The 25,896-nt window shown below is 49.7% G+C and carries 25 protein-coding genes; 20 read left to right on the plus strand and 5 right to left on the minus strand.

Annotated features, from left to right (window positions below; all coding sequences use genetic code 11):
- Positions 1 to 308, minus strand: a 308-nt coding sequence (locus ABO04_RS10880) for a hypothetical protein (RefSeq protein WP_193565795.1), incomplete at its 3' end; no start/stop codon positions are given.
- On the opposite strand from ABO04_RS10880, the gene ABO04_RS10885 reads away from it, so the two are divergent.
- The 5 genes from ABO04_RS10885 to ABO04_RS10905 all read left to right on the plus strand — a co-directional run bounded on the left by ABO04_RS10885 (position 288) and on the right by ABO04_RS10905 (position 3,911).
- Positions 288 to 653 carry a hypothetical protein gene (locus ABO04_RS10885; RefSeq protein ID WP_160810689.1) on the plus strand — a complete coding sequence of 122 codons (366 nt, stop codon included), beginning with the start codon at positions 288 to 290 and terminating at the stop codon, positions 651 to 653. The genes ABO04_RS10880 and ABO04_RS10885 overlap by 21 nt on opposite strands.
- Before the next feature lie 116 nt (positions 654 to 769).
- Complete coding sequence (locus ABO04_RS10890; protein WP_240141534.1) at positions 770 to 1,138, plus strand: hypothetical protein; 369 nt, start codon at positions 770 to 772, stop codon at positions 1,136 to 1,138.
- 137 nt (positions 1,139 to 1,275) lie between these two features.
- Positions 1,276 to 1,968, plus strand: a complete 693-nt coding sequence (locus ABO04_RS10895) for a C39 family peptidase (protein ID WP_160810690.1) — start codon at positions 1,276 to 1,278, stop codon at positions 1,966 to 1,968.
- Positions 1,969 to 1,993: 25 nt separating this feature from the next.
- Positions 1,994 to 2,494, plus strand: coding sequence for a hypothetical protein (locus tag ABO04_RS10900; protein WP_160810691.1), 501 nt, complete (start codon positions 1,994 to 1,996; stop codon positions 2,492 to 2,494).
- 40 nt (positions 2,495 to 2,534) lie between these two features.
- Positions 2,535 to 3,911, plus strand: a complete 1,377-nt coding sequence (locus ABO04_RS10905) for a transporter (RefSeq protein WP_240141535.1) — start codon at positions 2,535 to 2,537, stop codon at positions 3,909 to 3,911.
- Positions 3,912 to 3,984: 73 nt separating this feature from the next.
- Here ABO04_RS10905 and ABO04_RS10910 read toward each other — a convergent pair whose 3' ends face one another.
- On the minus strand, positions 3,985 to 4,509 hold the full coding sequence (locus ABO04_RS10910; RefSeq protein WP_160810692.1) for a protein tyrosine phosphatase family protein: 525 nt from the start codon (positions 4,507 to 4,509) through the stop codon (positions 3,985 to 3,987).
- Positions 4,510 to 4,749: 240 nt separating this feature from the next.
- Between ABO04_RS10910 and ribD the strand changes: the two genes are divergently transcribed.
- On the plus strand, positions 4,750 to 5,841 hold the full coding sequence (gene ribD / locus ABO04_RS10915; RefSeq protein WP_160810693.1) for a bifunctional diaminohydroxyphosphoribosylaminopyrimidine deaminase/5-amino-6-(5-phosphoribosylamino)uracil reductase RibD: 1,092 nt from the start codon (positions 4,750 to 4,752) through the stop codon (positions 5,839 to 5,841).
- Between the two features lie 110 nt (positions 5,842 to 5,951).
- A complete protein-coding gene (locus tag ABO04_RS10920) occupies positions 5,952 to 7,160 on the plus strand; it encodes a TIGR04063 family PEP-CTERM/XrtA system glycosyltransferase (RefSeq protein WP_160810694.1) in 1,209 nt (402 codons plus the stop codon).
- A 73-nt stretch (positions 7,161 to 7,233) separates the two neighbouring features.
- Here ABO04_RS10920 and ABO04_RS10925 read toward each other — a convergent pair whose 3' ends face one another.
- Genes ABO04_RS10925 through purE form a run of 3 tightly spaced genes read right to left on the minus strand, consistent with a single transcriptional unit; the run spans position 7,234 to position 9,747 of the window.
- A complete protein-coding gene (locus tag ABO04_RS10925) occupies positions 7,234 to 8,121 on the minus strand; it encodes a phosphoribosylaminoimidazolesuccinocarboxamide synthase (RefSeq protein WP_160810695.1) in 888 nt (295 codons plus the stop codon).
- Entirely contained in the window at positions 8,099 to 9,286 is a 1,188-nt protein-coding gene (locus tag ABO04_RS10930) for a 5-(carboxyamino)imidazole ribonucleotide synthase (protein WP_160810696.1), read from the minus strand. Before ABO04_RS10930 ends, ABO04_RS10925 begins: the two co-directional genes overlap by 23 nt.
- Positions 9,277 to 9,747, minus strand: coding sequence for a 5-(carboxyamino)imidazole ribonucleotide mutase (purE, locus tag ABO04_RS10935; RefSeq protein WP_160810766.1), 471 nt, complete (start codon positions 9,745 to 9,747; stop codon positions 9,277 to 9,279). The genes ABO04_RS10930 and purE overlap by 10 nt, the downstream gene beginning before the upstream one ends.
- Before the next feature lie 204 nt (positions 9,748 to 9,951).
- Between purE and ABO04_RS10940 the strand changes: the two genes are divergently transcribed.
- The 13 genes from ABO04_RS10940 to ABO04_RS11000 all read left to right on the plus strand — a co-directional run bounded on the left by ABO04_RS10940 (position 9,952) and on the right by ABO04_RS11000 (position 25,841).
- Positions 9,952 to 10,386, plus strand: coding sequence for a biopolymer transporter ExbD (locus ABO04_RS10940; protein ID WP_160810697.1), 435 nt, complete (start codon positions 9,952 to 9,954; stop codon positions 10,384 to 10,386).
- Between the two features lie 67 nt (positions 10,387 to 10,453).
- On the plus strand, positions 10,454 to 11,092 hold the full coding sequence (locus ABO04_RS10945) for a superoxide dismutase (RefSeq protein ID WP_160810698.1): 639 nt from the start codon (positions 10,454 to 10,456) through the stop codon (positions 11,090 to 11,092).
- Between the two features lie 9 nt (positions 11,093 to 11,101).
- A complete protein-coding gene (gene hisG / locus ABO04_RS10950; protein ID WP_160810699.1) occupies positions 11,102 to 11,752 on the plus strand; it encodes an ATP phosphoribosyltransferase in 651 nt (216 codons plus the stop codon).
- Between the two features lie 93 nt (positions 11,753 to 11,845).
- Entirely contained in the window at positions 11,846 to 13,141 is a 1,296-nt protein-coding gene (gene hisD, locus ABO04_RS10955; RefSeq protein ID WP_160810767.1) for a histidinol dehydrogenase, read from the plus strand.
- 66 nt (positions 13,142 to 13,207) lie between these two features.
- The gene (locus ABO04_RS10960; RefSeq protein ID WP_160810700.1) at positions 13,208 to 14,386 is read left to right on the plus strand and encodes an FAD-dependent monooxygenase; all 1,179 of its coding nucleotides are present in this window, start codon (positions 13,208 to 13,210) and stop codon (positions 14,384 to 14,386) included.
- Between the two features lie 151 nt (positions 14,387 to 14,537).
- A complete protein-coding gene (dusB, locus tag ABO04_RS10965; RefSeq protein WP_160810701.1) occupies positions 14,538 to 15,551 on the plus strand; it encodes a tRNA dihydrouridine synthase DusB in 1,014 nt (337 codons plus the stop codon).
- Complete coding sequence (locus tag ABO04_RS10970) at positions 15,548 to 15,790, plus strand: helix-turn-helix domain-containing protein (protein WP_160810702.1); 243 nt, start codon at positions 15,548 to 15,550, stop codon at positions 15,788 to 15,790. The genes dusB and ABO04_RS10970 overlap by 4 nt, the downstream gene beginning before the upstream one ends.
- Positions 15,791 to 15,798: 8 nt before the next feature.
- Positions 15,799 to 17,361, plus strand: a complete 1,563-nt coding sequence (gene purH, locus ABO04_RS10975) for a bifunctional phosphoribosylaminoimidazolecarboxamide formyltransferase/IMP cyclohydrolase (RefSeq protein ID WP_160810703.1) — start codon at positions 15,799 to 15,801, stop codon at positions 17,359 to 17,361.
- Between the two features lies 1 nt (position 17,362).
- Positions 17,363 to 18,679: a phosphoribosylamine--glycine ligase gene (purD, locus tag ABO04_RS10980; protein ID WP_160810704.1), complete on the plus strand. Its 1,317-nt coding sequence runs from the start codon at positions 17,363 to 17,365 to the stop codon at positions 18,677 to 18,679.
- Between the two features lie 736 nt (positions 18,680 to 19,415).
- Positions 19,416 to 20,900, plus strand: coding sequence for an efflux transporter outer membrane subunit (locus tag ABO04_RS10985; protein WP_160810705.1), 1,485 nt, complete (start codon positions 19,416 to 19,418; stop codon positions 20,898 to 20,900).
- Positions 20,897 to 21,964 carry an HlyD family efflux transporter periplasmic adaptor subunit gene (locus tag ABO04_RS10990; RefSeq protein WP_160810706.1) on the plus strand — a complete coding sequence of 356 codons (1,068 nt, stop codon included), beginning with the start codon at positions 20,897 to 20,899 and terminating at the stop codon, positions 21,962 to 21,964. Before ABO04_RS10985 ends, ABO04_RS10990 begins: the two co-directional genes overlap by 4 nt.
- The gene (rbbA, locus tag ABO04_RS10995) at positions 21,964 to 24,714 is read left to right on the plus strand and encodes a ribosome-associated ATPase/putative transporter RbbA (protein ID WP_160810707.1); all 2,751 of its coding nucleotides are present in this window, start codon (positions 21,964 to 21,966) and stop codon (positions 24,712 to 24,714) included. The genes ABO04_RS10990 and rbbA overlap by 1 nt, the downstream gene beginning before the upstream one ends.
- 2 nt (positions 24,715 to 24,716) lie before the next feature.
- A complete protein-coding gene (locus tag ABO04_RS11000; RefSeq protein ID WP_345853537.1) occupies positions 24,717 to 25,841 on the plus strand; it encodes an ABC transporter permease in 1,125 nt (374 codons plus the stop codon).
- Positions 25,842 to 25,896: the final 55 nt, after the last annotated feature.

The following is a 25,896-nucleotide window of genomic DNA, read 5'->3' on the forward strand; positions in this document are numbered from 1 at the left end:
ACACTGCTGACAGCAATAACACCAGCGACAGCAGCAACAACAGCACCAACACTGCCGACAGCAATAACGCCAGCGACAGCAGCAACAACAGCACCAACACTGCTGACAGCAATAACACCAGTGACAGCAGCAACAACAGTACCAACACTGCTGACAGTAATAACGACAACAGTAACAACAGCACTAATACCGCTGACAGCAACAACGACAACAGCGACAACAGCGACAGAAGCACCTTTGCTGACAACAGCGACAACAGCGACAACAGCGACAACAGCGACAACAGCTTGGCTGACTCCAGTGGGCAAGGCAGCGCTGCAGCCAATAACAATGGTACAGCCTCTGTTGACAATACCAATAACAGCGATAACAGCCAAACTGCCGCAGATAATGGTGGTGCAGCATCTAATGGTGGTGATGCAACAGCTACCTATTCTGTCAACAATTCAGCACTGGAAGGTTCTGTAACCGGCAATGCAGCTGATGGTGGTGCTGCTGAAGCCGTTGCCCTGGCAGGTGGTACTGTCAATAACAATGTTACTGATTCGTTCAATGGCGCAGCTGGTCTGAACCAGGTTGCCCAGAATCTGGGAACCAGCTCGCTGATTCAACAGCAAGTAAGCTTCCAGGGCAATGTGAATGTTAATCAATAATAATTTTATTTGCTCGACGTAATATAGTGTTTTCAACTGGCAGGCAGTAGCAATATTGCTTGCCAGTTTTTTACTGCAGCAGGATAAGTGAGCGTAAGTGACGAATGGGGGTGAGTATGATAGAAACCAGCATTAAAAAAGGTCTTGTTGTACTGGCAATATGGGCGCTAGGCAGTTTGACTTGCACGGCATCTGGAGTGGAACTGGTGCCGGAAGGCAGATATCTTCCTCAGGCTGAGATCGCTTCTGTTGAGGAGTTGGATAGTGCCACAGGCCGGGAAGGAATAGATGTGACTACCCTGAACAACATGAATGTTCGCGCACTTCTTAGCGGTAATACGGCAACAAACAATACCAGTGGCGTGAATATGATTGACAACGGTTCTTTTGCTGGATCAGGAGGGATGTTTTCGGTTATTCAAAATTCAGGTAACAATGTTCTCATCCAGGATTCGACAATTATTAATGTAACGGTATTACCCTAATATATTTGGACTGAATGTTTTGATAGAACAACCGATAGCATAGCGTCACACAATTTTTTGTCAGTTTCTCGAGATTTGTTACGTGATCTGCATGAAGTGGTAAGTAATTTTAAGTTACCCCCAGGACAAAATCGATTATGAAACTGCTGCTGGCCACATTAACTTTATTGGGGATATTAATCGTTCCTTGCAGTGAAGTATCCGCGCTGGACATGATCGATATGGCAGGCGGGGCTAATTTCAATATCCGAATAAAAAGCTTTGCAGAACGACGTTTCAATACTGTTTACCGGCAACAGTATGATTTCAGCTGCGGCTCTGCTGCTCTGGCGAGCCTGCTTACTTTTCATTTTGACGATACTGTTGATGAGCAATCTGTATTTGTCGATATGTTTCAGCATGGAAATCAGGAAAAGATCAGACGGGAAGGCTTTTCTATGCTGGATATGAAGCGATATCTTGAGCGCAGGGGATATCGTTCGGATGGCTTCAAGATTGATCTGAATAAATTGCATGCTACTGGTAATCCTGCCATTACTATCATTAATCATAATGGCTATATGCATTTTGTCATTATCAAGGGTGTGGATGAAGATAGAGTTCTAGTGGGAGATCCGGCTCAGGGCGTTAAATCTATGAATCGTTCCGAATTTGAGGAAATGTGGGGGAATCGTATCTTATTTCTGATTCATGCCAATCGTGATCCTGAAGTAAGCTACCAGAAAATACACGAAGAATGGGCAGGTAGAGTGGCTCCATTAGGTGAAGCAGTAGATCGAACAAGTTTGGGCGTTTTTAATGTGCTGCATCCAGGCCCTTGGGATTTTTAATGGTTCGTATGAATACAGGAAAAAAATGGAAACCGGGAAATCTCGTCTGAGAGTTAAAAGTATTCAACACTACCTTGCACTGTCGATGTTGCTGTGTTTTGTGCCCCAGGTACAGGCTGAGGATATAAATACTGGATTATCCATTCAAAATGCCTTCCATCAGGAATGGGAGCGGGCGACAGATAAAGAGCTTTCAATGTTGAGAGGGGGATTTGTTCTTCCGAATGGTATCCATATTGACATGAGTCTGGAAAAACTTGTCCGCCTGAATGATGTATTGGTGCATTCGTCCTCTCTTCAGCTTCCGGGCGAAGGCGTAGTTTTACAAGCGGGTATGCAAAACATGGTGTCTGGTTCTATCACTGTACCGGAACTCAGTACTTTTATTCAAAATACAGTGGATAGTCAGCATATCGAAGCATTGACAACCATTAATTTAGAAGTCAGCAATCTGAAAGGAATTACGGAGAGTAGTGGTAGTCAGCGAGTTTTTACCGAGTTTTTAGCGCCGGCATTGCTACGGTAGTTTAATTTTTCCGTACGTTGCCAAATATGAATGAAAAAACATGGCTGATAAAAACAATCAGCGACTGCTCCGTGTCATGACGTATAAATTGTTCGCAGGCTGCCTCGTATTATTTCTCACTCTTTCCGCTCAAACGGGAAGAGCAGCAGAAGAAGACATACTTGATCAATACAAAGCTCTTTTTGCACAACAGCAGAAGGAATTTGAAAAGCAACGACAAATTATTATCGAGCAGGGTAAGGAAATTGAGAATCTAAAAACTCGTCTGGATTCTTTGACTTCCCCACAAACAGCTAACCGTAATCCTTCCGGAGGTACAGCTACTAAAAATGCTGGTTCTCCTCCATCTCAGCCTTCTCCGCCGAGGGCGGTAGTTGTTAAACCGGCTGACAAAAATACTGATGGTGTTCATGCGCGAGCAGAATCCAGTAATCTTCCATCAAAACCGGTGGGTCAGGCACCCCCCAAGCAGGATGAGAAACCAAGACCGCCCGAGATGCCGCGATTGAGTGACACGGTAGGGGGGGTACTGACACGTAAAGGGAAAATTGTAATCGAGCCTACACTGGAGTATGCCTTTACAGACAGTAACCGGATTTTTCTGGATGCATTTACATTTCTTCCGGCGATTGCCATTGGTTTGATAGATGTTCGTCAAGTGGATCAACACAGTCTTATGGCAAGTATCGGAGCTCGCTATGGGATAACGGATCGTCTTGAGGTTGAAGCGAGAGTTCCTTATCGTGCGCGTTTTGATGAGCAACGTTCCAGGCCTGTCAGTATTGGCGCCGGGATCGATGAAACATTCAACGCATCCGGAAATGGTTTGGGAGACATCGAATTTGCTGCGCGCTATCAGATAAATTCTGGAGCAGGAGGCTGGCCTATTCTGGTGGGAAATTTGCGGGCCACAGCTCCGACAGGCAAAGGCCCTTTTGATATTAAATACGCACAAGCTCAAGGTGTTCCGGGTGCTGTATTCCCTACCGAAGTACCTACAGGATCAGGTTTTTTCAGTCTTGAGCCGAGCGTTACTGCACTTTATGCAACTGATCCGGCCGTGTTTTTTGCAAATCTGGCCTACAACTACAATATGGGTACCAAGGAAAAGGCGGTTGATGGATCGGGTGATAAATTTAAGGTCGATCCAGGTTATGCGGTAGGGATGACTTTTGGTATGGGATTCGGGATTAACGAGCGTTCCTCATTTAATATCGGGTATGGCCATCGCCATATTTTCAATACCAAAATAAATAATCGGACATTGAAAGGTAGTCAGCTTGATATCGGGCAATTATTGCTCGGTTATGCTTTTAAATATTCTCAGCGGACCACCTTGAACTTCTCCGTTGCCATAGGAACGACCAGTGATGCGCAGGATGTCAGACTCAGCTTTAGAATGCCCATGGTATTTTAATCTGTCTTTCCTCCGTTTTTTCCTGGCCCTGTACAGTGAGCTACCTGAAATCTGGTTGCAGAAGTTCAGAGGCTTACTCGCAACCTTCTTTACACCAGATTTTTCTGATTCGTTCTCCCATACTGGCACTCATGCCGGCAGCGCGCCCTTCTTTGAAAGCGATCTCCGGAGATACACCCTCGTTCAGCCGGTAGGCAGTCCACATGGCACCTGCCCGGTTACCAGTGGCGCAATGGATCAGTATAGGAGGGGATGCTTGCTCCAGTGCCCGTTTGAAGGCCGTCAGTTGTGATTCATTTACACCGTCATTGGTAACGGGGATATTGATATAGGTCATCCCGGCGGCCTCGACAGCTTTTTTTTCACTTGGCGTACCTTCTGATTCAACACGTAAATCAATTACGGTGTTGAAGCTGTGTTTGGCCAGCTCCCGAATACTATCCTGGGCAAGTGCTCCGGAAGTGGCAATGTTGGGAGTGGCGCGATAGTAGCGCATCAGATCAGTAACCTGAGTAGCGTACGGTACCTGTTCCTTGGCAAATGCCCCGCTTGTCAGCAATAAGATGAGAAAGGTGATAACTGTCTTTACAAAAAGCATTTCTATCTCCGACTATAATAGTAATGTGTGAAAATCGTAGCATGAATAATGGGGCAGGTAAAAGCGCAGATACAAGTTGCGCAAATGACAATGATTTCAAAGTCAAATTCGACATTTCATTTTTTTGAGTTGTAAACGAAAGGAAGCGTTAATGCTGTGAATCAGGGAATTTTTTACAAAATGTTAGCGATAGTAGCGCGGATAATTTTGCAGCATTTGTATTAAAGGAATAATAAACGGGTGTTTACTGCTTCAGATTATGTGTATATGTCGCACGCTTTACAGCTGGCAGAAAAAGGGCTGTTTACCACGAGCCCGAATCCGCGTGTGGGGTGTGTGATTGTAAATGATGGCAAGGTAGTCGGAACAGGGTGGCATGAGCGGGCAGGGGAAGCACATGCGGAAGTCAATGCGTTACGGGAAGCAGGAGGCCTGGCAAGGGGTGCCACAGTTTACGTAACACTTGAGCCTTGCAGCCATTATGGCCATACACCACCCTGTATTGAAGCCTTGATTCGTGCAGGAATATGTAAAGTGATTATGGCAATGGGTGATCCCGATCCCCGTGTAAATGGACAAGGTAAGGAGAAACTGCAGAAAGCGGGTGTTGAGGTGCAAACAGGCTTGCTGGAGAATGAAGCGCAACAATTGAATATCGGTTTTGTGACCCGAATGCGGTATGGTCGTCCATGGGTACGGACTAAAATAGCGACCAGTCTTGATGGTAGGACTGCGTTGAAAAATGGTAAAAGTCAGTGGATTACGGGTGAATCAGCTCGACAAGATGGCCACAGGTGGCGTGCGCGTTCATGTGCGGTATTAACGGGAATCAACTCAGTAAAGATGGATGACCCGCTGTTGACGGTGCGTCATATCGAGACATCCAGGCAGCCTATACGGGTGGTTGTGGATTCGGATCTGGAGATCCCTCTGCAGGCAAAATTACTAAAGAATGCAAATGCAACCTGGATTTTTACGGCACAGACCGACAGAAAAAAAATACATCGTCTGGAAGACACAGGTGCTCATATCGTTGTTTTGCCTGATCAGGCTGGAAAAGTCGATCTTATGGCAATGCTGGCGAAGCTGGCCGGATTGGGTATCAATGAACTACTGGTTGAAGCTGGCTCTGTATTGAGTGGAGCGTTAGTAACAGCGGGATTGACAGATGAAATTATTTTTTATTTTGCTCCTAGTCTGTTGGGTAATTCGGCACAGCCAATGCTGGTATTACCCGAGATTGCCGATTTATCAGAGAAATGTAACCTGCAAGTAATCGATGTCCGGAAAATTGGAATGGATATACGCCTGATTGCACGATTCATAAAATGAAAAGATGCAAAAATCATGTGGTAATCAAGAAAAAAGAAAGCTTGCCGTTGGATGCAGTATTGCTATTGATAGCGCTACCATCCGAGTTTTATCTGGCTGAAAACTAAATTATGCGTATTCTGCACATTCTGGATCACTCCATCCCGTTACACAGTGGCTATACATTCCGCACCCTGGCAATTTTGAAAGAACAGCGCGCCCTTGGCTGGGAGACATTTCATGTGACGAGTGCCAAGCATACTGGCTCGGTCTTGCTGGAAGAAAACGTAGATAACTGGCATTTCTTCCGAACCCCTCGCCGCGCACATCCTGTCAACAGACTACCTGTTCTGAATCAGATCGCTGTTATGAGTGGCTTGACTGATCGCCTCATCGAGATTGTGCAATCCATTAAGCCGGATATCCTGCACGCACATTCTCCGGCGCTCAATGCCATTCCTGCCTTGCGCACTGCTCGTAAATCGGGTATTCCGGTCGTTTATGAAGTGAGGGCATTCTGGGAAGATGCAGCCGTGGATCACGGCACCAGCCGGGAATGGGGTATGCGCTATCGCCTGACACGCGGCCTGGAAAATCACGCGTTGCGCCATGTGAATGCGGTCACCACGATTTGCGAGGGATTGCGCAATGATATGATCAGGCGGGGAATCGCGCCGGAAAAAATCACCACTATCCCCAATGCTGTTGATATTGAGCAGTTTGCATCAACTCGTCCTGCAGATGAGTTACTTGGAGAACAATTGGGGCTCAGGCATAAGCAGGTGATTGGTTTTATTGGCTCATTCTATGCCTATGAGGGCCTGGATATCCTGTTGCGAGCTTTGCCGCTTATGCTGCCCAATCACCCTGATCTGCGTGTGTTACTGGTTGGAGGCGGGCCGCAGGAGACACAATTACGACAACTTGCCAGCCGGCTTGGTATAGAAGACAGGGTTATCTTTACTGGCCGGGTGCCGCATGATCAGGTTCAGTATTATTATGATCTGATTGATGTGCTGGTTTACCCCCGTCTTTCCATGCGTCTCACTGATCTCGTTACGCCTTTAAAGCCACTGGAAGCAATGGCGCAAGGCAGGGTGCTGGCTGCTTCGGATGTTGGTGGTCACCGGGAGCTGATTCGTGACGATCATAACGGCATCCTGTTCAAATCGGGTGATCCATGTTCATTGGCAGAAAAAGTCGGAGCACTTCTGAATGCACCCCAACGGTGGGCTGAGTTACGCAGAGCCGGCCGGGAGTTTGTCGAAACAGAACGAAACTGGCAGAAAAGTGTAGCGAAATACCAGCAAATTTATAACAGCATTCTTGCTAAATCTTGATAGGGTCTGGCAACTTACAGTACAGTAGCAAGCTGCAGCTTCTCGCGGGAGTATGGGAGTATATGTAGACTGATTACGGTACCAGTGCGCGATACGCTTCCTGGTACTTCTCCACCGTTTGCATAAGGATTTCGGCGGGAACAGCAGGAGCTGGTGGGGTTTTGTTCCAACCGATTTGTTCCAGCCAGTCACGAATAAACTGCTTATCGTAGCTGGGGGGTGTTTTGCCAGGCTGATAGCTTTCAGCAGGCCAGAAGCGCGAAGAATCAGGTGTCAGCGCTTCATCGATCAGGTAAAGCTGATCGTCATCATTCAGGCCGAATTCAAACTTGGTATCCGCAATAATGATATTCCGTGTTAGCGCGTAGTCAGCAGCTGCGCTGTAAAGTGCAATTGCATATTGACTGACAGCCGAGGCAAGTGCTGCCCCCAGCATTTGCTCACAGGCAGTATATGGAATGTTCTCATCATGTGATCCTGATCCGGCTTTGGTGGAGGGGGTAAAGATTGCGCCACCGGGAATTTTATCTGCCTCCTGCAATCCCTCTGGCAGGGTAATGCCGCAAATAGCACCGCTGCGTTGATAATCCTTCCAGCCCGAGCCTGAAATATAGCCGCGTACAATTGCTTCAACCGGGAGTGGTTTCAGTTTTTTAACAACGAAGGCACGGTCTGCAACCTGATCTCGCTCTTCAGGCAGTACAACAGATTCAGGAGGGATATCGGTAAGGTGATTGGGGAGAATATGCGCCAGCTTTTCGAACCAGAAACGGGAGATTTTTGTCAGTATTTTTCCTTTTCCCGGAATCGGGGTTGGCAATATTACATCAAAAGCAGAAACGCGATCCGTTTGCACAATGAGCAGGTTGTTTTCATCCACCACATAAATATCCCGTACTTTTCCCCGATGCAGCAGAGAGAGACTTGTTATGCTGGTTTCAAACAGTGTTGCGATTGTCATAATGAAGGGTGTCTATTCCTGGAATGTGCTGCGTTGGCAGCTGGAGATTATGTCTGATATGCCGAGCCTGCAACAAGGCTTCTTCAACTGAATCTGCCAGTACAGTGAAATGGCCCATTTTTCTGCCTGGTTTTGCTTCACGTTTACCATATAAATGCAACTTGGCTTGTGGGTGACGTAAAATCTGATCCCAGGCAGGTTCGCCATTTTGCCACAGGTTCCCAAGCATATTGATCATTATGGCAGCTTGTACTTGTTTGGTGCTGCCATGGGGAAGCCCGCACAATACGCGAACCTGCTGCTCAAACTGTGAGGTGATACATGCATCAAGCGAATAATGTCCGCTGTTGTGCGGGCGAGGTGCGATTTCATTGATCAGGATCCGATCATCATCCAGGATAAAAAATTCCACGCACAGAACTCCGATGTAATTCAGCTTCATGGCTACTTGACGAGCAATTTCGCAAGCTTCTTCAACAATCCTGTCCGGTAGCCGGGTCGGGACAATGCTTGTATCAAGAATGCCCTGCACGTGCTTGTTTTCAGGGACAGGAAAGAACGTTATCTGACTGCGGATATCACGAGCGAGGATAACGGAAATTTCATGGGCAAGCGGCAATCGTTTTTCCAGTACGCAAGGTTTGCTGCCCAGATCAGCAAATCGTTCCGCCAGAACATCCCTGTTTTCAATTTGAATCTGTCCTTTACCATCGTAGCCAAACTGACTGATCTTGAGTATGCCCGGGAACAGGGAGGCATCAACCTCGTGGGAGATATCTCTTTCATTGGGGATAATGGCGAAGGGTACGACCGGAAAACCGTTCTCCACAAGAAACTGTTTTTCGAGAATGCGGTTCTGTGCGATCGAAACACTTTCTGCATCAGGGCTGACCACACAGCGTTGTGCGAGATAGCGTAGCGCCTGGGCAGGTACATTTTCAAATTCTATGGTGACTGCGGCGCAGGTCGATCCCAATTCATCCAGTGCCTGATAATCCAGATAATCTGCTTGCAGATGGCGTTCAGCAATATTCGCAGCGGGACTTTCTATGGCTGGATCCAGTACGGTTACCCGATAGCCCATTTGTTGGGCTGCCATAGCAAACATTCTGCCCAGCTGACCACCACCCAGCATACCCAGCATGGCGCCTGGTTTTATATACATGGCTCGGGGAGTGTCATTGCAGCAATGGAAGCGGCCTGATCTCTGCGAAACTGATCCAGCTTTTCAGCCAGCAGGATATTCTCCCCAGCCAGAATGGCAATGGCGAACAGCGCGGCATTGACCGCACCGGCTTCGCCAATGGCAAAAGTGGCGACCGGTACCCCTTTGGGCATTTGTACGATGGATAAGAGTGAATCAACGCCTTGTAACTGTTTTGAAGTAACAGGAACGCCAAGAACGGGTAGTGTGGTTTTGGCGGCGATCATGCCAGGCAGATGAGCTGCGCCACCCGCACCGGCAATAATGCATTTGATCCCGCGGTTGCGGGCCGTATCGGCGTAATTAAACATTCTGTCGGGTGTGCGGTGTGCCGAAATAATCATGGTTTCATGCGGAATGGAGAACGTTTTTAAAATGCCTGCAGCATGCTGCATGGTCTGCCAATCGCTGCTGCTGCCCATGACGACACTTACTGATGGACGATCCACTTGAAAGACCTTTTACAAAAATCCGGAATAACTCGAAATATATCTGGGCATGGTGAAAGTAGTAATAATAAACTAGAATAGTCCGTCAGCCTGCAAGTTTTAAGAGCAAATTCCAATCTGCTGAATAATTCGACATGATAGATTCAGCAATTTTATTGGCCTAATATCAGGATTCCAATGAATTTTCAGCGAGGTCAGAAAAAAGAAGAACCCGAAATCAATCTTGTTCCCATGATTGACGTGCTGTTGGTAATTCTCATTTTTCTGGTAATTACCACGACTTATTCGAAGTTCTCGGAGCTTGAAATAACATTGCCACAAGCAGCTGTCACTGACGAAGATCATGAGTCGGATGCTTCAAAGAGGATTGATGTATTGGTCAGTGCAGCTGGAGACTATACGATTAACCGTCGTCCAATAAAATTTACCAGTATTGAAGGTTTGCGGGATGCCTTGCGATCGGCAGTTCATAACCAGGATAACCCGATCATCGTGATCAGTGCTGATACCAAAGCTACGCATCAGTCTGTTATCACAATTATGGAGGCTGCGAGAACAGCTGGATACAACCAGATAACTTTTACTACGGAAGTTACCGGCGCCAGCCAATAATGTTTTTACTAATAACAGTCGTATGATGTCATTATTCAAATTCGTTTTCGGAGAAAAAGGAGAGAAAATGAGTACCAGTCTGGATGATTTTTCAAAAGCAGCACAGTCGGGCAATACATACGTATTACCTCCCCTTCCTTACGCAGATAACGCACTGGAACCAATCATTTCTGCCAAAACATTAAGCTTTCATTACGGCAAACACCATAAGGGCTATGTCGATAACCTGAATAAACTGGTTGCGGGCACCCCATTTGCCGGGCAATCACTGGAACAGATTATTACAGCCACAGCCGGACACGCGGATAAAGTCGGAATTTTCAATAATGCGGCACAGGTCTGGAATCACATGTTTTACTGGAACAGCCTGAGTCCCAATGGAGGGGGCGAACCTCCTGCAGCATTAAAACAAAAAATTGAAGCAGCGTTCGGCAGTGTAGATACCTTCAAGCAGGAATTTGCCAATGCAGCAATTACACAGTTTGGTAGTGGTTGGGCCTGGCTTGCGCAAGAGGGAGCAAAGTTGACCATTGTCAAAACAAGTAATGCCGACTCGCCTTTGACACGCAGTATTCGCCCCTTGCTGACGATTGATGTCTGGGAGCATGCCTACTACCTGGATTTCCAGAACCGCCGGCCTGATTACGTCAATACGGTGATTGATAAATTGATCAACTGGGAATTTGCCTCGGCAAATCTTGCATAACGACCATTGATGTCGAATATTACTATTGCTCTTTCCAAAGGGCGGATCTTCGAGGATACCATCCCGTTTCTGGAAGCTGCCGGTATTGTTCCGCAGGATGACCCTGACATTTCTCGCAAGTTGATCATTGGAACCAACCGCCCGAATGTCAGGCTCGTCATGGTGCGGGCTACAGATGTGCCGACTTACGTACAATATGGCGCCGCTGATCTGGGCGTGGCCGGGAAAGATGTACTGCTGGAGCATGACGGAATCGGATTGTATCAGCCGCTGGATTTGGGAATTGCCTGCTGCCGCATGATGGTCGCGGTGCGGGATGATTATGATTATGCCTCAGCGGTTTTTCGTGGTGCACGCTTGCGTGTGGCCACCAAATACGTCAAGACTGCGCGCAGCCATTTTGCTGCGAAAGGGATGCATGTCGATCTGATTAAACTCTATGGTTCAATGGAACTCGCTCCACTCGTTGATCTGGCGGATGCCATTGTCGATCTGGTTTCGACGGGCGGAACACTCAAGGCAAATCGTTTACAGGCAGTTGAAGAAATCATGCCGATTTCAGCGCGCCTGATTGTTAACCAGGCGGCACTCAAGCTTAAAAACTCTGCAATACAGCCGTTATTAGAAGCGTTTAATGCAGCAATCCCCGCAAATGTGTAGTTCATCCACTCTTTATGTGTGCATTTCGAGTTTAATACTAACGTCGCAATGTGCTCTGCAGCAGGCTTCTGAACAAATTCTTGAATTATCATGATGCAGATCAGACGATTATCATCCTCGGATATTGATTTTCAGGAAAAACTGGAATCTCTGTTGCGCTTTGAAACGTCACTTGATAACGAGATTGGCCAGACAGTGACTCATATCCTGAATCAAATCAGGCAACACGGAGATAAAGCATTACTTGAATTTACACGCAGATTCGATAATCCGGAGATAACCCGGATTGATCAGGCTGAATTACCTCGTGATCAATGGTTATCAGCCCTGAAGGCCTTGAGCGGTGATCAACGCAAAGCCCTGGAGCAAGCTGCCTCTCGTATACGTATCTATCATGAAAAACAGTTATCTCGATCATGGGAGTATGTTGAGCCGGATGGTACGCGGCTGGGGCAAAAAATTACCGCACTGGACCGGGTCGGTCTCTATGTGCCTGGAGGCAAGGCTGCCTATCCTTCATCTGTGCTGATGAACGCAATTCCTGCCCGGGTGGCGGGTGTCAATGAACTGATTATGGCCACCCCGACACCAGGAGGAGAAAAAAATCCGCTGGTGCTGGCAGCGGCCGCAATCTGTGAAGTAGATCGCGTTTTTACGATCGGGGGAGCGCAGGCAATTGCTGCCCTGGCTTACGGTACAACTACCATTCCAAAGGTAGATAAAATTGTCGGCCCCGGTAATGCTTATGTGGCAACGGCAAAACGGCATGTATTTGGAGAAGTTGGAATTGATATGCTGGCAGGACCCTCTGAAATCCTGGTGATTTGTGATGGGAAAACCAACCCGGACTGGATTGCAATGGATCTGTTCTCGCAGGCTGAGCATGACGAGCAGGCACAATCAATTCTGCTCTGTCCGGAGAAAACCTTCCTGAATGCAGTCGCTGAAAGTATTGTCAGATTGATCGATACATTGCCGCGCCGGGCAGTTATCCGCGCCTCGCTGGAGAATCGTGGTGCCTTGATTCATGTACGCGATCTGGAGGAAGCTTGTTTACTTGCCAATCGGATTGCACCTGAACATCTGGAGCTGTCCGTTGATCAACCGGAGCAATGGGTCGATCATATTCAGCATGCTGGCGCAATTTTCCTTGGGCGGTATACCTGTGAAGCACTGGGAGATTACTGTGCCGGACCCAATCATGTTCTGCCCACCTCCGGCACAGCCCGTTTTTCCTCTCCACTGGGTGTTTATGATTTCCAGAAACGCACCAGCCTGATTCAGGTTTCAGCTGAGGGTGCATCTGAATTAGGCAAGATTGCATCCGTTCTGGCAAAGGGTGAAGGGCTTGAAGCACATGCTAGATCTGCCGAGTTCCGTTATCGATAATAGAGCCCAAATATCGGGTAATTTAATCTGTTTGTTTGGTTCTGCTGCTTATTAATATGAATGGCCATGACTGATCAGCAATTTGATATTGTCATTGTTGGAGGCGGACCGGTTGGAATGGCTCTGGCATTGGCATTGCGTGAATATGAATTTTCGATTTTGCTGCTTGAGGCACGTGAATTGCCGGAAACAGTGGATGACCCGCGTCCGCTGGCCCTTTCGTACGGCAGCCGTTTAATTCTGCAACATTTGGATATCTGGGAAAATCTGGCACAACCTACGTCAATCACTACAATTCATATTTCGAATCGTGGCTACTTTGGTCATACGGTGCTGACACCTGATGACGTCGGAATTCCCGCACTGGGATATGTAGTCAATTACCATAATCTCTACCATACCATGGGACAATCTGTGCGAGATTACGGTATTGTGTACCAGGTAAACGCACTGGTCACGACTCTGCGGACAGATCGGCAGCGGGCTCAAGTAACATACCAGCAAAACGGGATCGAAAAACGGATTCAAGCCAGGTTACTGGTGCTTGCAGATGGTGGAAAACTGGCGGAACAGATCGATGGTATTCATTATCATGTTCATGATTACCGGCATACAGCAATCGTGGCTAACGTAAAAACTGAATCGTTCCGGTCTGGAACAGCTTTTGAGCGTTTTACTCTGAACGGGCCACTGGCACTGCTGCCGTCTGGAGATCAGTACGCGTTAGTGTGGACAATGCCGACTGTCAAGGCAGAGAAGGTGCTGAAACTGGATGACAGATTGTTTTTACTGTATTTACACGAACAGTTTGGAGATCGTTTGCGTGATTTTATGCATGTGGGCAAACGCACAAGCTTTCCGCTGATACTTAAACATGCATCAACGATTGTCGGGCATCGATCTGTAATGATTGGAAATGCTGCACAAACACTCCATCCAGTTGCCGGGCAAGGATTTAATCTTGGTTTGCGGGATGCATGGGAGCTGGCCAATGAAATCAGCCGAGCCCCACTGGGTACCTCTAATGAACCGGGATCGGGCAAAATGCTGTCTGCCTACCAAAAACGGCGGCAATGTGACAAACATATCGGCAGAATGTTTACTGATTCCCTGATAAAGCTGTTTACAACCGATTCGTCACTACTACAGATCTGTAACGGCATAGGATTGACTGCTCTGGATTGCCTGCCGCCCGCAAGACGCCTGATCGCACGGCAAATGATATTTGGTACAAAAAACGGATGAAATAACCGGAAGCATGTTGGCGCAGCCAGAGTAATCCGTCTCAGCCAATGGGTGCACCCGATCGTCCACTGAATTCTATACGGCAGCTGGAACTGACGGCAGCCCTATGAAATTTTTCTTCCAGTATTTTTAACTGAGCTTTGCCTGTCTTATGCAAATTGGTTCATACACGCTTAAAAATAAATTGATTGTTGCCCCCATGGCAGGTGTCACCGACCGTCCTTTTCGGCAACTGTGCAAACAGATGGGGGCAGGGATGGCGGTATCCGAAATGGTTTCCAGTAACTCCCTGCTATATGGATCGGAAAAAACCCGGCGTCGCGCCTGTCATGACGGAGAAGTAAAACCGGTTTCAGTACAGATCGCGGGAGCAGATCCAGCCATGATGGCGCAAGCTGCACGCCATAATTCGGATCATGGTGCCGAAATCATCGATATCAACATGGGCTGTCCGGCAAAGAAAATCTGCAATGTCATGGCCGGATCTGCTTTATTGAAAGACGAAAATCTGGTCAGCAGGATACTGGAAGCCGTGGTGCAGGCCGTTGATATTCCGGTAACCCTGAAAATCAGAACGGGCTGGGATACACAGCACAAAAATGCGGTCGCTGTTGCACGTATTGCAGAAAAAGCAGGCATACAGGCACTGGCCATTCATGGCCGTACCCGCGCCTGTGCCTACCGGGGACAGGCCGAGTATGACACCATCGCAGCAGTCAAGGCGGCCATCAGTATCCCCGTTATCGCCAACGGCGATATCAATACACCGGAAAAAGCCAGGGAGGTGATCGAATATACCGGCGCCGATGCCGTCATGATTGGTCGTGCTGCCCAGGGCAGACCCTGGATTTTCCGGGAAATTGATCATTATCTGACAACAGGCAATTTCCTGCCCCTGCCTGAAGTCGTCGAAATTCAGCGCGTCCTGCTTGATCATCTGCAAGCGCTGTATCAGTTTTATGGTGAATATTCAGGCGTGCGAATCGCGCGTAAACATATCTCCTGGTACACGCGCGGGCTTGCCGGTTCTGCGGCCTTCCGTCATGCCATGAACCGGTTGACAACAATTGAAGAACAACTCGCAGCTACTTATCAGTTTTTCCATGAGCAAGCCGACCGGAGCCAGACACTTACCTATATTGACGAAGAGATCCTTGAGGCATGAATGTTATTAATGAAAATGAAATTGCACTTTGTGTCCGTAAAGCAGTAGAAGCCTATTTCCAGGATCTGGATGGTGAAAAACCATGCCAGATTTATGAAATGGTCATACGTAGTGTGGAGAAGCCGCTCGTAGAGATCGCCATGCATTACGCTCAGGGCAATCAAAGCAAAGCGGCAGAACTGCTTGGCATCAATCGTAATACCTTGCGCAACCGATTAATCAAACATCAGATCCGATAAATTTTCAAATGAGTATAAGACAGGCGCTGATCAGCGTTTCCGACAAAACAGGCGTGGTCGAGCTGGCAGCAGCTCTGCACCAATTCAACATCACCATTCTTTCAACCGGTGGAACTGCGAGATTGCTTCAACAAGCGGAGATCCCCGTCATCGAAGTGAGCGACTACACCGGTTTTCCAGAAATGCTGGATGGGCGTGTCAAAACACTGCATCCGAAGGTGCACGCAGGTATTCTTGCCAGGATGGATCTGCCTGCGCACCAGCGGGCAATGGAACAGGCACAGATTCCAGCGATCGATCTGGTGGTGGTCAATCTGTATCCATTTGCGCAGACTATCGCCAAAGCAGACTGCTCACTGGAAGAGGCGATCGAAAATATCGATATCGGCGGGCCGACCATGATCCGCTCGGCTGCCAAGAACTTCCAGCGAGTCGCCGTTGTGACTGATTCTCAGGATTACGGGCCGCTACTGGAACAAATACGCGCTAACGACGGATCGGTCGGCTACGACTATCGTTTTCACCTGGCGCAAAAAGCGTTTTCCCATACCGCACACTATGATGCTGCCATCAGCAATTATCTGACAGCGCTAGATACTTCGTCTCATGAGCAAAAACCTTTTCCGGAGCAACTCAACCTGAATTTCATGCTGGCTCAATCTCTGCGCTATGGCGAAAATCCACATCAGCAGGCGGCATTCTATCGTGATATGACCAATGTTTCGGGCAGTTTTGCGCACTATGATCAGCTTCAAGGCAAGGCGCTTTCCTATAACAATATTGCCGATACCGATACCGCGTGGGCATGTGCAAAGATTTTCGACAAACCGGCCTGCGTCATTGTCAAACATGCCAATCCTTGCGGGGTTGCAGTGGCTGATACGCCGCTTGCGGCATACGAAAAAGCGTTTTCCACCGATCCGGTTTCAGCCTTTGGTGGCATTATTGCGATCAACCGGGTTGTCGGAATTGATCTGGTCAAAGCGGTATTGCAACAGTTTGTGGAAGTCATCATTGCACCGGAGTTCAGCCCGGAAGCCAGACACCTGCTGGCAGACAAACCCAATATCCGGGTACTGACCGTACCGCTGGATAAACACAGCAATCTTTATGATCTGAAACGAGTGGATGGTGGATTACTGGTTCAAACACCGGATGATCTTGATATCACGGCGGACCAGTTACACGTTGTCACACAAATCCGGCCAACCGATGAACAGATCGAGAATTGCCTGTTTGCTTGGCGAGTGGCGAAATTCGTCAAATCCAACACCATTGTATTTTGTGCCAACGGTCAGACGCTTGGTATCGGTGCCGGGCAGATGAGCCGGGTGGACAGTGCACGCATTGCCTCCATCAAGGCAAGCCAGGCTAACCTTGATTTGCATGGATCCGTGGTTGCATCGGATGCCTTCTTCCCGTTTCGGGATGGGCTCGATGTACTTGCGCAGGCAGGTGCTCGGGTTGTGATCCAGCCCGGTGGCAGCATCCGCGACGAGGAAGTTATTGCCGCAGCCAACGAACAGGGGGTGGCAATGATGTTTACCGGCATAAGACATTTCAGACACTAGTATGCAATTACTCGTGATTGGTAATGGCGGCAGGGAACACGCCATTGCATGGAAACTGGCCCAATCTCCCCTGGTTGAAACAATCTTTATCGCACCCGGTAACGCGGGTACAGCGCTGGGAGCAAAGCTTAAGAATATTTCTATTACAGCCATTCCAGATCTGGTGAATTTCGCGCGGCAGGAAAAAATCCACCTGACCGTAGTCGGCCCGGAAGCACCACTGACAGAAGGGATTGTGGATGCTTTTCAGGCGGCAGGTTTACGTATATTTGGCCCCACCCGGCATGCCGCGCGGCTGGAGGGCTCCAAAAGTTTTGCCAAGGCATTCATGTTGCGCCACGGCATTCCAACCGCTGCCAGTGAAACCTTCACCGATGCTACCGTCGCTCATCATTATATTGATGGACATGCGCTGCCGGTTGTCATCAAGGCGGATGGCCTGGCGGCCGGCAAAGGTGTCATCATCGCGCAAACACCGGAAGAAGCACACGCCGCTGTCGATGCCATGCTGGTGGATCATAAACTGGGTGCAGCCGGTGCGCACATCCTGATCGAAGATTACCTGGAAGGAGAGGAAGTCAGCTTTATCGTGCTGTCGGATGGAAAAAACATGCTGCCACTCGCTACCAGCCAGGATCACAAAAGACTGTTGGATAATGATGCAGGGCCGAACACCGGTGGCATGGGCGCTTATTCCCCGGCGCCGGTTATCACATCTGATCTGCATGACAACATTATGCAAAGGATCATGCTGCCGGTCATTCGAGGCATGGCGCAGGAAGGGCATCCATACATTGGTTTTTTGTACGCCGGATTAATGATCTCGCCGCAAGGCGACGCCCATGTACTGGAATTCAACTGTCGGCTAGGCGATCCAGAAACTCAGGCTATCCTGTTGCGGCTGAAATCCGATCTGTTCACCTTGCTGGAACATGCTGTCAATGGCACGCTGGATCAGCCACAGATCGAATGGGATCAGCGCGTTGCGCTGTGCGTGGTCATGGCAGCGCAGGGCTATCCTGCCAATCCACGAAAAAATGATGAAATTCACGGGTTGGCAGCAATCATGGCACGCCAGGAGGAAACAGGTGATTTCCATGTTTTTCATGCCGGCACCACATCCAATCAGCAGTATCCCGGAAAAGTTTTCACCTCGGGCGGTCGTGTGCTGGGCATAACGGCACTGGGAGAAGATCTGCAACAGGCTCGTGTACAGGCCTACGATATCGCAGCGACTATCCGCTTTGAAGGCTGCCAGCTGCGTCGGGATATCGGCAGCAAGGGGCTCGCACAGAGAATTTGTGGGAAACCTGACTGATTCCCACTTCGGATTGTTCTTGCGAGGGGATATGCCAGAGCAATCCAGCAGCAGTTGTAACAAAGTATGTGCAATTGCAATATCGATTACCTTGAGCGGTTACCCGAGTCTGTAATCGCTGATAAAGCTGTATTCAGGCGAGATCGCATGTTCTGGCTGTTCAGGTGCACAGATAATACAGCAATTGCCGGATGCGTTCCTGCCCCAGCCTGACGATTCCTCCTTTGCCTGACTGAGCTGCCTGAACAAAAGGTTATCAGGCTGACACCGATATAGGCATACGAATCCTTCTCGGGATTGTAGTTGCGAGACCGGACTGGCCGTGTTTCCCCTTTTGTCCGGAGATTCTCTGTTGTTTACTGCTGTCACTCGCTTTATTGCAGGATTCGCAGCTTGATCCGCATGTTTTGTCTTTGTGTGGCGGGTATTCCGGGAGATACCAGTCAATGACCAGGCAGGTAAAAAAACAGATCGAAACTTTCCATTTCACAGGAATTCCGTTTCTTTAAATGGAAATGCCTTGACAAGACGTACGCTTTACCCTAACTATGAAGCATGTCATAACATACTAAAATCGAGCGGTGTTCATGAGTACATTCATTACTAGAACGAAATTTCTCATGCAAATATACCGAATGAAAGAGATCGCCGGAACACTGCTGGTATATCGGCATCTATCTGTCGCGATCATCCCGGCTGTCGGCAGAAATCACGCTACAACCCAAAAGACAGCGTCATGATATACCGAGTCGCTCTGGTGTCTGTTCTGATCAGTCTGACCGGATGCGCCGTCGGCCCGGATTACCGGCAATCATTTCCTGAAACTTCCGATCACTGGCAGGCTGAGTCGAAAGAGACCGATGCAGAACAGGATATAGTCACCCTGACTCCTATTGATCCACAAACATTAAAAAACTGGTGGAAAAATTTTAGTGATAACCAACTGAATGATCTGATAGACCTGGCGCTATCGGATAATCTCGATCTCAAAATAGTACTGGCCCGCATTGATCAAGTTCGCGCTGAACGTCGTGGCATTCGTGCAGAACTTTTCCCCTCTATTGATGTGACAGCAGGCGCACAGCGCAGTGACAATCCTTTGCCTGGGATTGCCCCCGGTATCAAATACAATCTGTTCGAACTGGGTTTCGATGCCTTGTGGGAAATTGACCTGTTCGGCCGTTTGCGTCGCCGGTTGGAAGCAGCCTCAGCAGATCTGGATGCCATAAAAGAGCAATACAGTCAGGCTTTGGTTACACTGACTGCCGATCTGGCACGCAGCTACATCGAATACCGCAGCCTCCAGAATCAGTTGCGTATCACACGTGCAAATCTGGCTGCCCAGCAAACCACGCAGGATCTGACAGAAAAACTTTTCGTGGCAGGTGTCGGAACACGGTACGATGCAGTGCGAGCACGGGCGCAAACAGAAACCACGCGAGCACAGGTTCCTCATTTGGAAGGCGGCTTGACTGCTGCGCTGCGACAACTGGAAGTACTGACGGGACGACAACCAGGCGCGCTCGCAACCAGCCTGAACCAGCCGGATGTCGTACCGATGGCAGCAGGACAGGCCATTCTGGCTTCACCTGCAGCAACCATCCGTCACCGCCCTGATCTCCGCATTGCCGAGCGCCGGCTCGCGGCTGCAACGGCCATGCAGGGCGCTGCGATTGCGGAACTGTTCCCGCGGCTGTCACTGTCTGCATTTCTGGGACTGCGCAACACTGAACTTGAGGATCTGTTTAAATCAGCGGCTTTTTCCTATAACACGGCTGCTGGTCTTTTGCAGCCACTGCTCAATTTCGGCCGTATTCGGGCCGGTATCGATCTGGCTAATGCACGCCAGCAGGAAGCTTATCTGATATTTGAAAAAGCAATACTGGAAGCGCTGCAGGAAACTGAAACTGCCCTGACACGCTATCTCAAAGAAGAGACACGGCGGCAGGCACTGGCTCGCTCCGTGACGGATTTGCGTGAAGCTGTCCGGTTGGCACAGCTGCGTTTTCAGGTAGGAGCCGTATCGTTTCTGGATGTGCTGGACGCCCAGCGCAACCTTTACAGTGCAGAGATCGAACTGGCTCGCTCGGAAGCAAAAACTTCGACCGATCTGATTGCAGTCTATAAATCACTGGGAGGCGGTGCAGATGCAACTGCAACTGCAACTGCAACTGCAACTGCAACTGCACCGCTCGTGAAAGCCATTCCGGAGAAACAATGAACAAACGAGCAAAATCGATACTGACTTATATCTTTGTGATTGTTGTTATCGCTGCTGCCATCGCAGCATGGTGGAAACTTCGTCCTGCTGGTCTGCCTGCCGGGATTGTGGCAGGAAATGGTCGCATCGAAGCAACCGAAATCGATATTGCTGCCAAAGCTCCCGGTCGTATTACCGAAATTTTGGCGAGAGAAGGTGATTTCGTACAAGCCAATACGATAGTGGCACGAATGGATACGCTGGTGCTGCGCGCTCAGCAGGCCGAAGCGAAAGCACAGGTCCGTCGGGCTGAATATGCCTATCAGACAGCAAAATCCATCGTCGTACAGCGTAATAGTGAACAGGCAGCTGCGCGAGCAGTCGTCGCCCAGCGTCAGGCAGAACTGGACGCTGCCCGCAAACGCCTGAAACGTACACAGACACTGGCTGGCGAAGGCGCTTCAGCTCAGCAGGAGCTGGATGATGACCGTGCACGGGTATTGAGTGCCGAAGCTGCCGTCAGCGCAGCGCGGGCTCAAGTCGCTGCAGCCAGCGCCGGGATCGAGGCAGCAAAATCGGAGGTAGTGGAATCGGAATCAGTCATCGAAGCAGCCCAGGCAACAGTCGCACGCCTGCAGGCGGATATCGACGACAGTGAACTGAAGGCGCCGCGTGATGGTCGTGTACAGTATCGCGTGGCAGAACCGGGTGAAGTACTGGATGCAGGTGGCCGGGTACTCAACATGGTCGATCTAGCCGATGTATATATGACTTTCTTTTTGCCGACCGAAGCCGCTGGCAAGGTGGCACTCGGCAGTGATATCCGCCTCGTGCTCGATGCCATACCGGACTTTGTAATTCCAGCCCACGCCAGCTTCGTCGCCAGTGTCGCCCAATTTACACCGAAAACAGTAGAAACTGAAAGTGAGCGTCTGAAGCTGATGTTCCGTGTACGGGCAAGGATTGATCCAGGGCTGCTGAAGCAGCATCTCGAACAAATCAAGACTGGGTTACCCGGCATGGCTTATGTCAAACTCGATCCCGCATCAGCCTGGCCCGCTGAACTTGAAATCAGGCTGCCATAATGGATGCGCCTGTTTCTCCGGGATCTGTCGTTCATATAGAGGACGTCAGTCTGCGCTACGGTGACAAACTCGCACTTGATAACCTGAGTGTGGAAATTCCCGCCAACTGTATGGCGGGTCTGATCGGTCCGGATGGAGTCGGCAAATCCAGCCTGATGTCCCTGCTGACCGGCGCACGCATGATGCAGCAGGGCCGGATCACAGTACTGGGTGGCGATATTTCGGATGTCGACCACCGTCGCGCGATCTGTCCACGCATTGCCTATATGCCGCAGGGACTGGGCAAAAATCTTTATCACACACTGTCAGTATTCGAAAATATCGATTTTTTCGGCCGGCTGTTCGGCCATGAACAGATCGAACGCAATCAGCGCATTGACGAGCTGCTCGAAAGTACCGGACTCACACCCTTCCAGGATCGCCCCGCTGGAAAATTATCGGGTGGTATGAAGCAGAAGCTTGGCTTGTGCTGCGCACTGATTCATGATCCCGACCTGCTGGTGCTGGATGAGCCGACCACAGGCGTCGATCCCTTGGCGCGTGCCCAGTTCTGGGCATTGATCAATCGTTTGCGTATACAGCATACTGGCATGAGTGTACTGGTTTCCACAGCCTATATGGACGAAGCAGAAAGTTTCGACTGGCTGGCAGCAATGGACACCGGCACGATTCTTGCCACGGGAACTGCATCTGAACTGCGTTTGCGCACGGGTACTGATTCGCTGGAGGCAGCTTTCATCCAGTTGCTGCCGGAAGAAAAACGTAAAGATCACAAAAAGATAGTCATTCCACCGCAGGACAATAAGGATGATCTGGAAGTTGCCATCGAGGCACATGATTTGACAATGCGTTTTGGCGATTTTGTCGCCGTCGACCGTGTCAACCTGCGTATTATGCAAGGTGAAATATTCGGTTTTCTCGGCTCCAACGGCTGCGGCAAATCGACTACGATGAAAATGCTCACTGGCCTGCTGCAGCCAAGTGAAGGGGAAGCACAACTGTTCGGACAACCCATCGATGCTGGTAATCTGGCAACCCGCAAGCGGGTCGGCTATATGACACAAGCATTTTCACTGTATTCTGAATTGACTGTGCGGCAGAATCTGGAGATGCATGCAGAGCTGTTCCATTTGCCTTCCGCAGACATTCCAGCCCGTGTTATTGAAATGGCCGGACGTTTTCTGCTCGATGCGGTCATGGATACTTATCCCGATGCTTTGCCAATGGGAATGCGCCAGCGCCTGTCGCTGGCAGTAGCCGTCATTCATAATCCGGATCTGCTGATTCTCGACGAACCGACTTCGGGTGTCGATCCGATCGCACGGGATATGTTCTGGGAACTGATCATCAGCCTGTCGCGTCATGACCGGGTAACCATCTTCATTTCGACTCACTTCATGAATGAAGCCGAGCGCTGCGACCGTATCTCACTGATGCATGCCGGCAAGGTGCTTGCCAGTGATACCCCTGACGCGCTGATCAGGCAGAGCGGCCAAGCCACACTGGAAGCAGCTTTTATCGATTACCTGAAAAAGGCTAGCGCACACGATGACCCGCCGGCAGGCGAGAGCATCGCCAGTCCCGTTGCTCAAGCACATAGCCATGCTACTGAGGCCGGTGCCCGCTTCAGTCTGTCACGTCTGCTCAGCTATACCCGGCGTGAAGCGCTCGAACTGCGCCGTGATCCGATCCGTGGTTTGATTGCACTGTTCGGTACGGTGTTACTGATGTTTATCATGGGTTACGGTATCAGTATGGATATCGAAAATCTGCGCTTCGCTGTTCTCGATCGCGATCAGTCCACACTCAGCCGGAGCTATGTGCTCGACCTTGGTGGATCACGCTATTTCTCCGAACAGCCACCGATCAGCAGCTACGACGAGCTCGACCGGCGTATGCGCAGTGGCGAGTTGAGTCTCGCACTGGAAATTCCACCAAACTTTGCACGCGATCTGGCACGTGGTGACAATGTCAGAATCGGCGCTTGGATCGATGGAGCAATGCCCTCCCGCGCTGAGAATATACGCGGTTATGTACAGGCGATGCATCAGGGTTGGCTGTTCGAGCAGGCACGCCACCACGTTACCGGACATGTCCCTGCCAATCCGATCATGATCGAGACGCGCTTTCGTTACAACCCCGATGTCAAAAGCTTGCCAGCCATGGTGCCTGCCGTGATTCCCTTATTGCTGATGATGATCATGGCCATGCTCAGTGCGCTCAGCATCGTGCGCGAAAAAGAGCTTGGTTCCATTCTCAACCTGTATGTTACACCGGTAACGAAACTGGAATTTCTCCTTGGCAAGCAACTCCCCTATATCGTTATCGGTATGGCCAATTTTTTCCTGCTGTGTGCGCTGGCCGTGTTCATTTTCGGTGTGCCGCATAAAGGTAATTTCCTGTTGTTGACCGTAGCGGCACTCTTCTTCGTCACAGCAGCCACCGGTCTCGGTCTGCTGATTTCAACCTTCACACGCAGCCAGATTGCCGCCATGTTCGCGACCTCTCTCGCCACTATGGTTCCCTCCACGCGCTTTTCCGGCATAACTGATCCGGTATCTTCCCTGGAAGGCGGTGCACGGCTGGTCGGCGAGATTTTTCCTACAACCTATTTTCTGACGATCAGCCGTGGAACCTTTTCCAAAGCACTCGGTTTTACTGAACTGGGTACCCTGCTGTTGCCGCTCGCATTTTCCATTCCCGTCATTCTCGGCCTTGCCGTCGCACTGCTGAGAAAACAGGAACGCTGAACGTGCATACCCTGCTCAACATCTTTCACCTTGGCGTCAAGGAGCTGCGCAGCCTGGGGCGCGACAAGCTGATGCTGTTCCTGATTCTGTTCGCTTTTACCGGCCAGGTATATATGACCGCCACCGGTCTGCCGGAATCATTGCACAAAGCCCCGATCGCCATCGTCGATGAGGATCGGTCACCCCTGTCATCGCGTATCATCAATGCTTTTTACCCGCCCCACTTCCTGCCGCCAGCTATCATCGACCAGTATGAGATCGATCCCGGCATGGATCTGGGCTTGTATACCTTTGGATTGGATATTCCCCCGCATTTCCAGCGTGATGTGCTGGCCGGACGCCAGCCGGCAGTTCAGCTCAACGTTGATGCCACACGCATGTCGCAGGCTTTTATTGGCAACAGCTATATCCAGAATATTGTAACGAATGAAGTGATGACATTCGTTCAGGGATATCGCACCATACCCCTCTTGCCAGCAGAGCTGGAAATGCGCGCACGCTTCAACCCGAACCTGAGCTCGGCGTGGTTCGGATCAGTAATAGAGGTCATCAACAACATTACCATGCTATCCATCATTCTCACTGGGGCAGCGCTGATTCGCGAACGTGAGCATGGCACCATTGAGCATCTGCTGGTAATGCCGCTGACACCGTTTGAAATCATGATGGCTAAGGTCTGGTCGATGGGGCTGGTAGTGGTGATCCTGGCAACTGCATCGATTATTTTCGTTGTGCAGGATTTGATTGGTGTACCAATCGAAGGGTCGATCGGGTTGTTTGTCAGTGGCATGACATTACATTTGTTCGCTACTACCTCAATGGGTATCTTTCTCGGCACAGTGGCGCGTTCGATGCCACAGATGGGGCTTCTGATGATTATTACACTGCTGCCGATGCAAATGCTGTCCGGCGGTGCGACACCACGCGAAAGTATGCCTGGCCCGGTGCAGGACATCATGCTTGCCGCTCCTACCACACACTTTATCTCACTGGCTCAGGCTATTCTCTATCGCGGAGCGGATTTCAGTATTGTCTGGCCGGAGTTCCTCGCTCTGATCATGATCGGCAGTGCCTTTTTCCTGCTGGCGCTTGCCCGTTTCCGTAAGACGATCAGCTCCATGGCATGATCAGCTTTTAACTCGGACGCTATCAGGATAGAAAGCAGATTCGATTTCTCCTTAT

The sequence above is a fragment of the Nitrosomonas sp. HPC101 genome, from assembly GCF_009833125.1.
GTDB lineage: Bacteria > Pseudomonadota > Gammaproteobacteria > Burkholderiales > Nitrosomonadaceae > Nitrosomonas.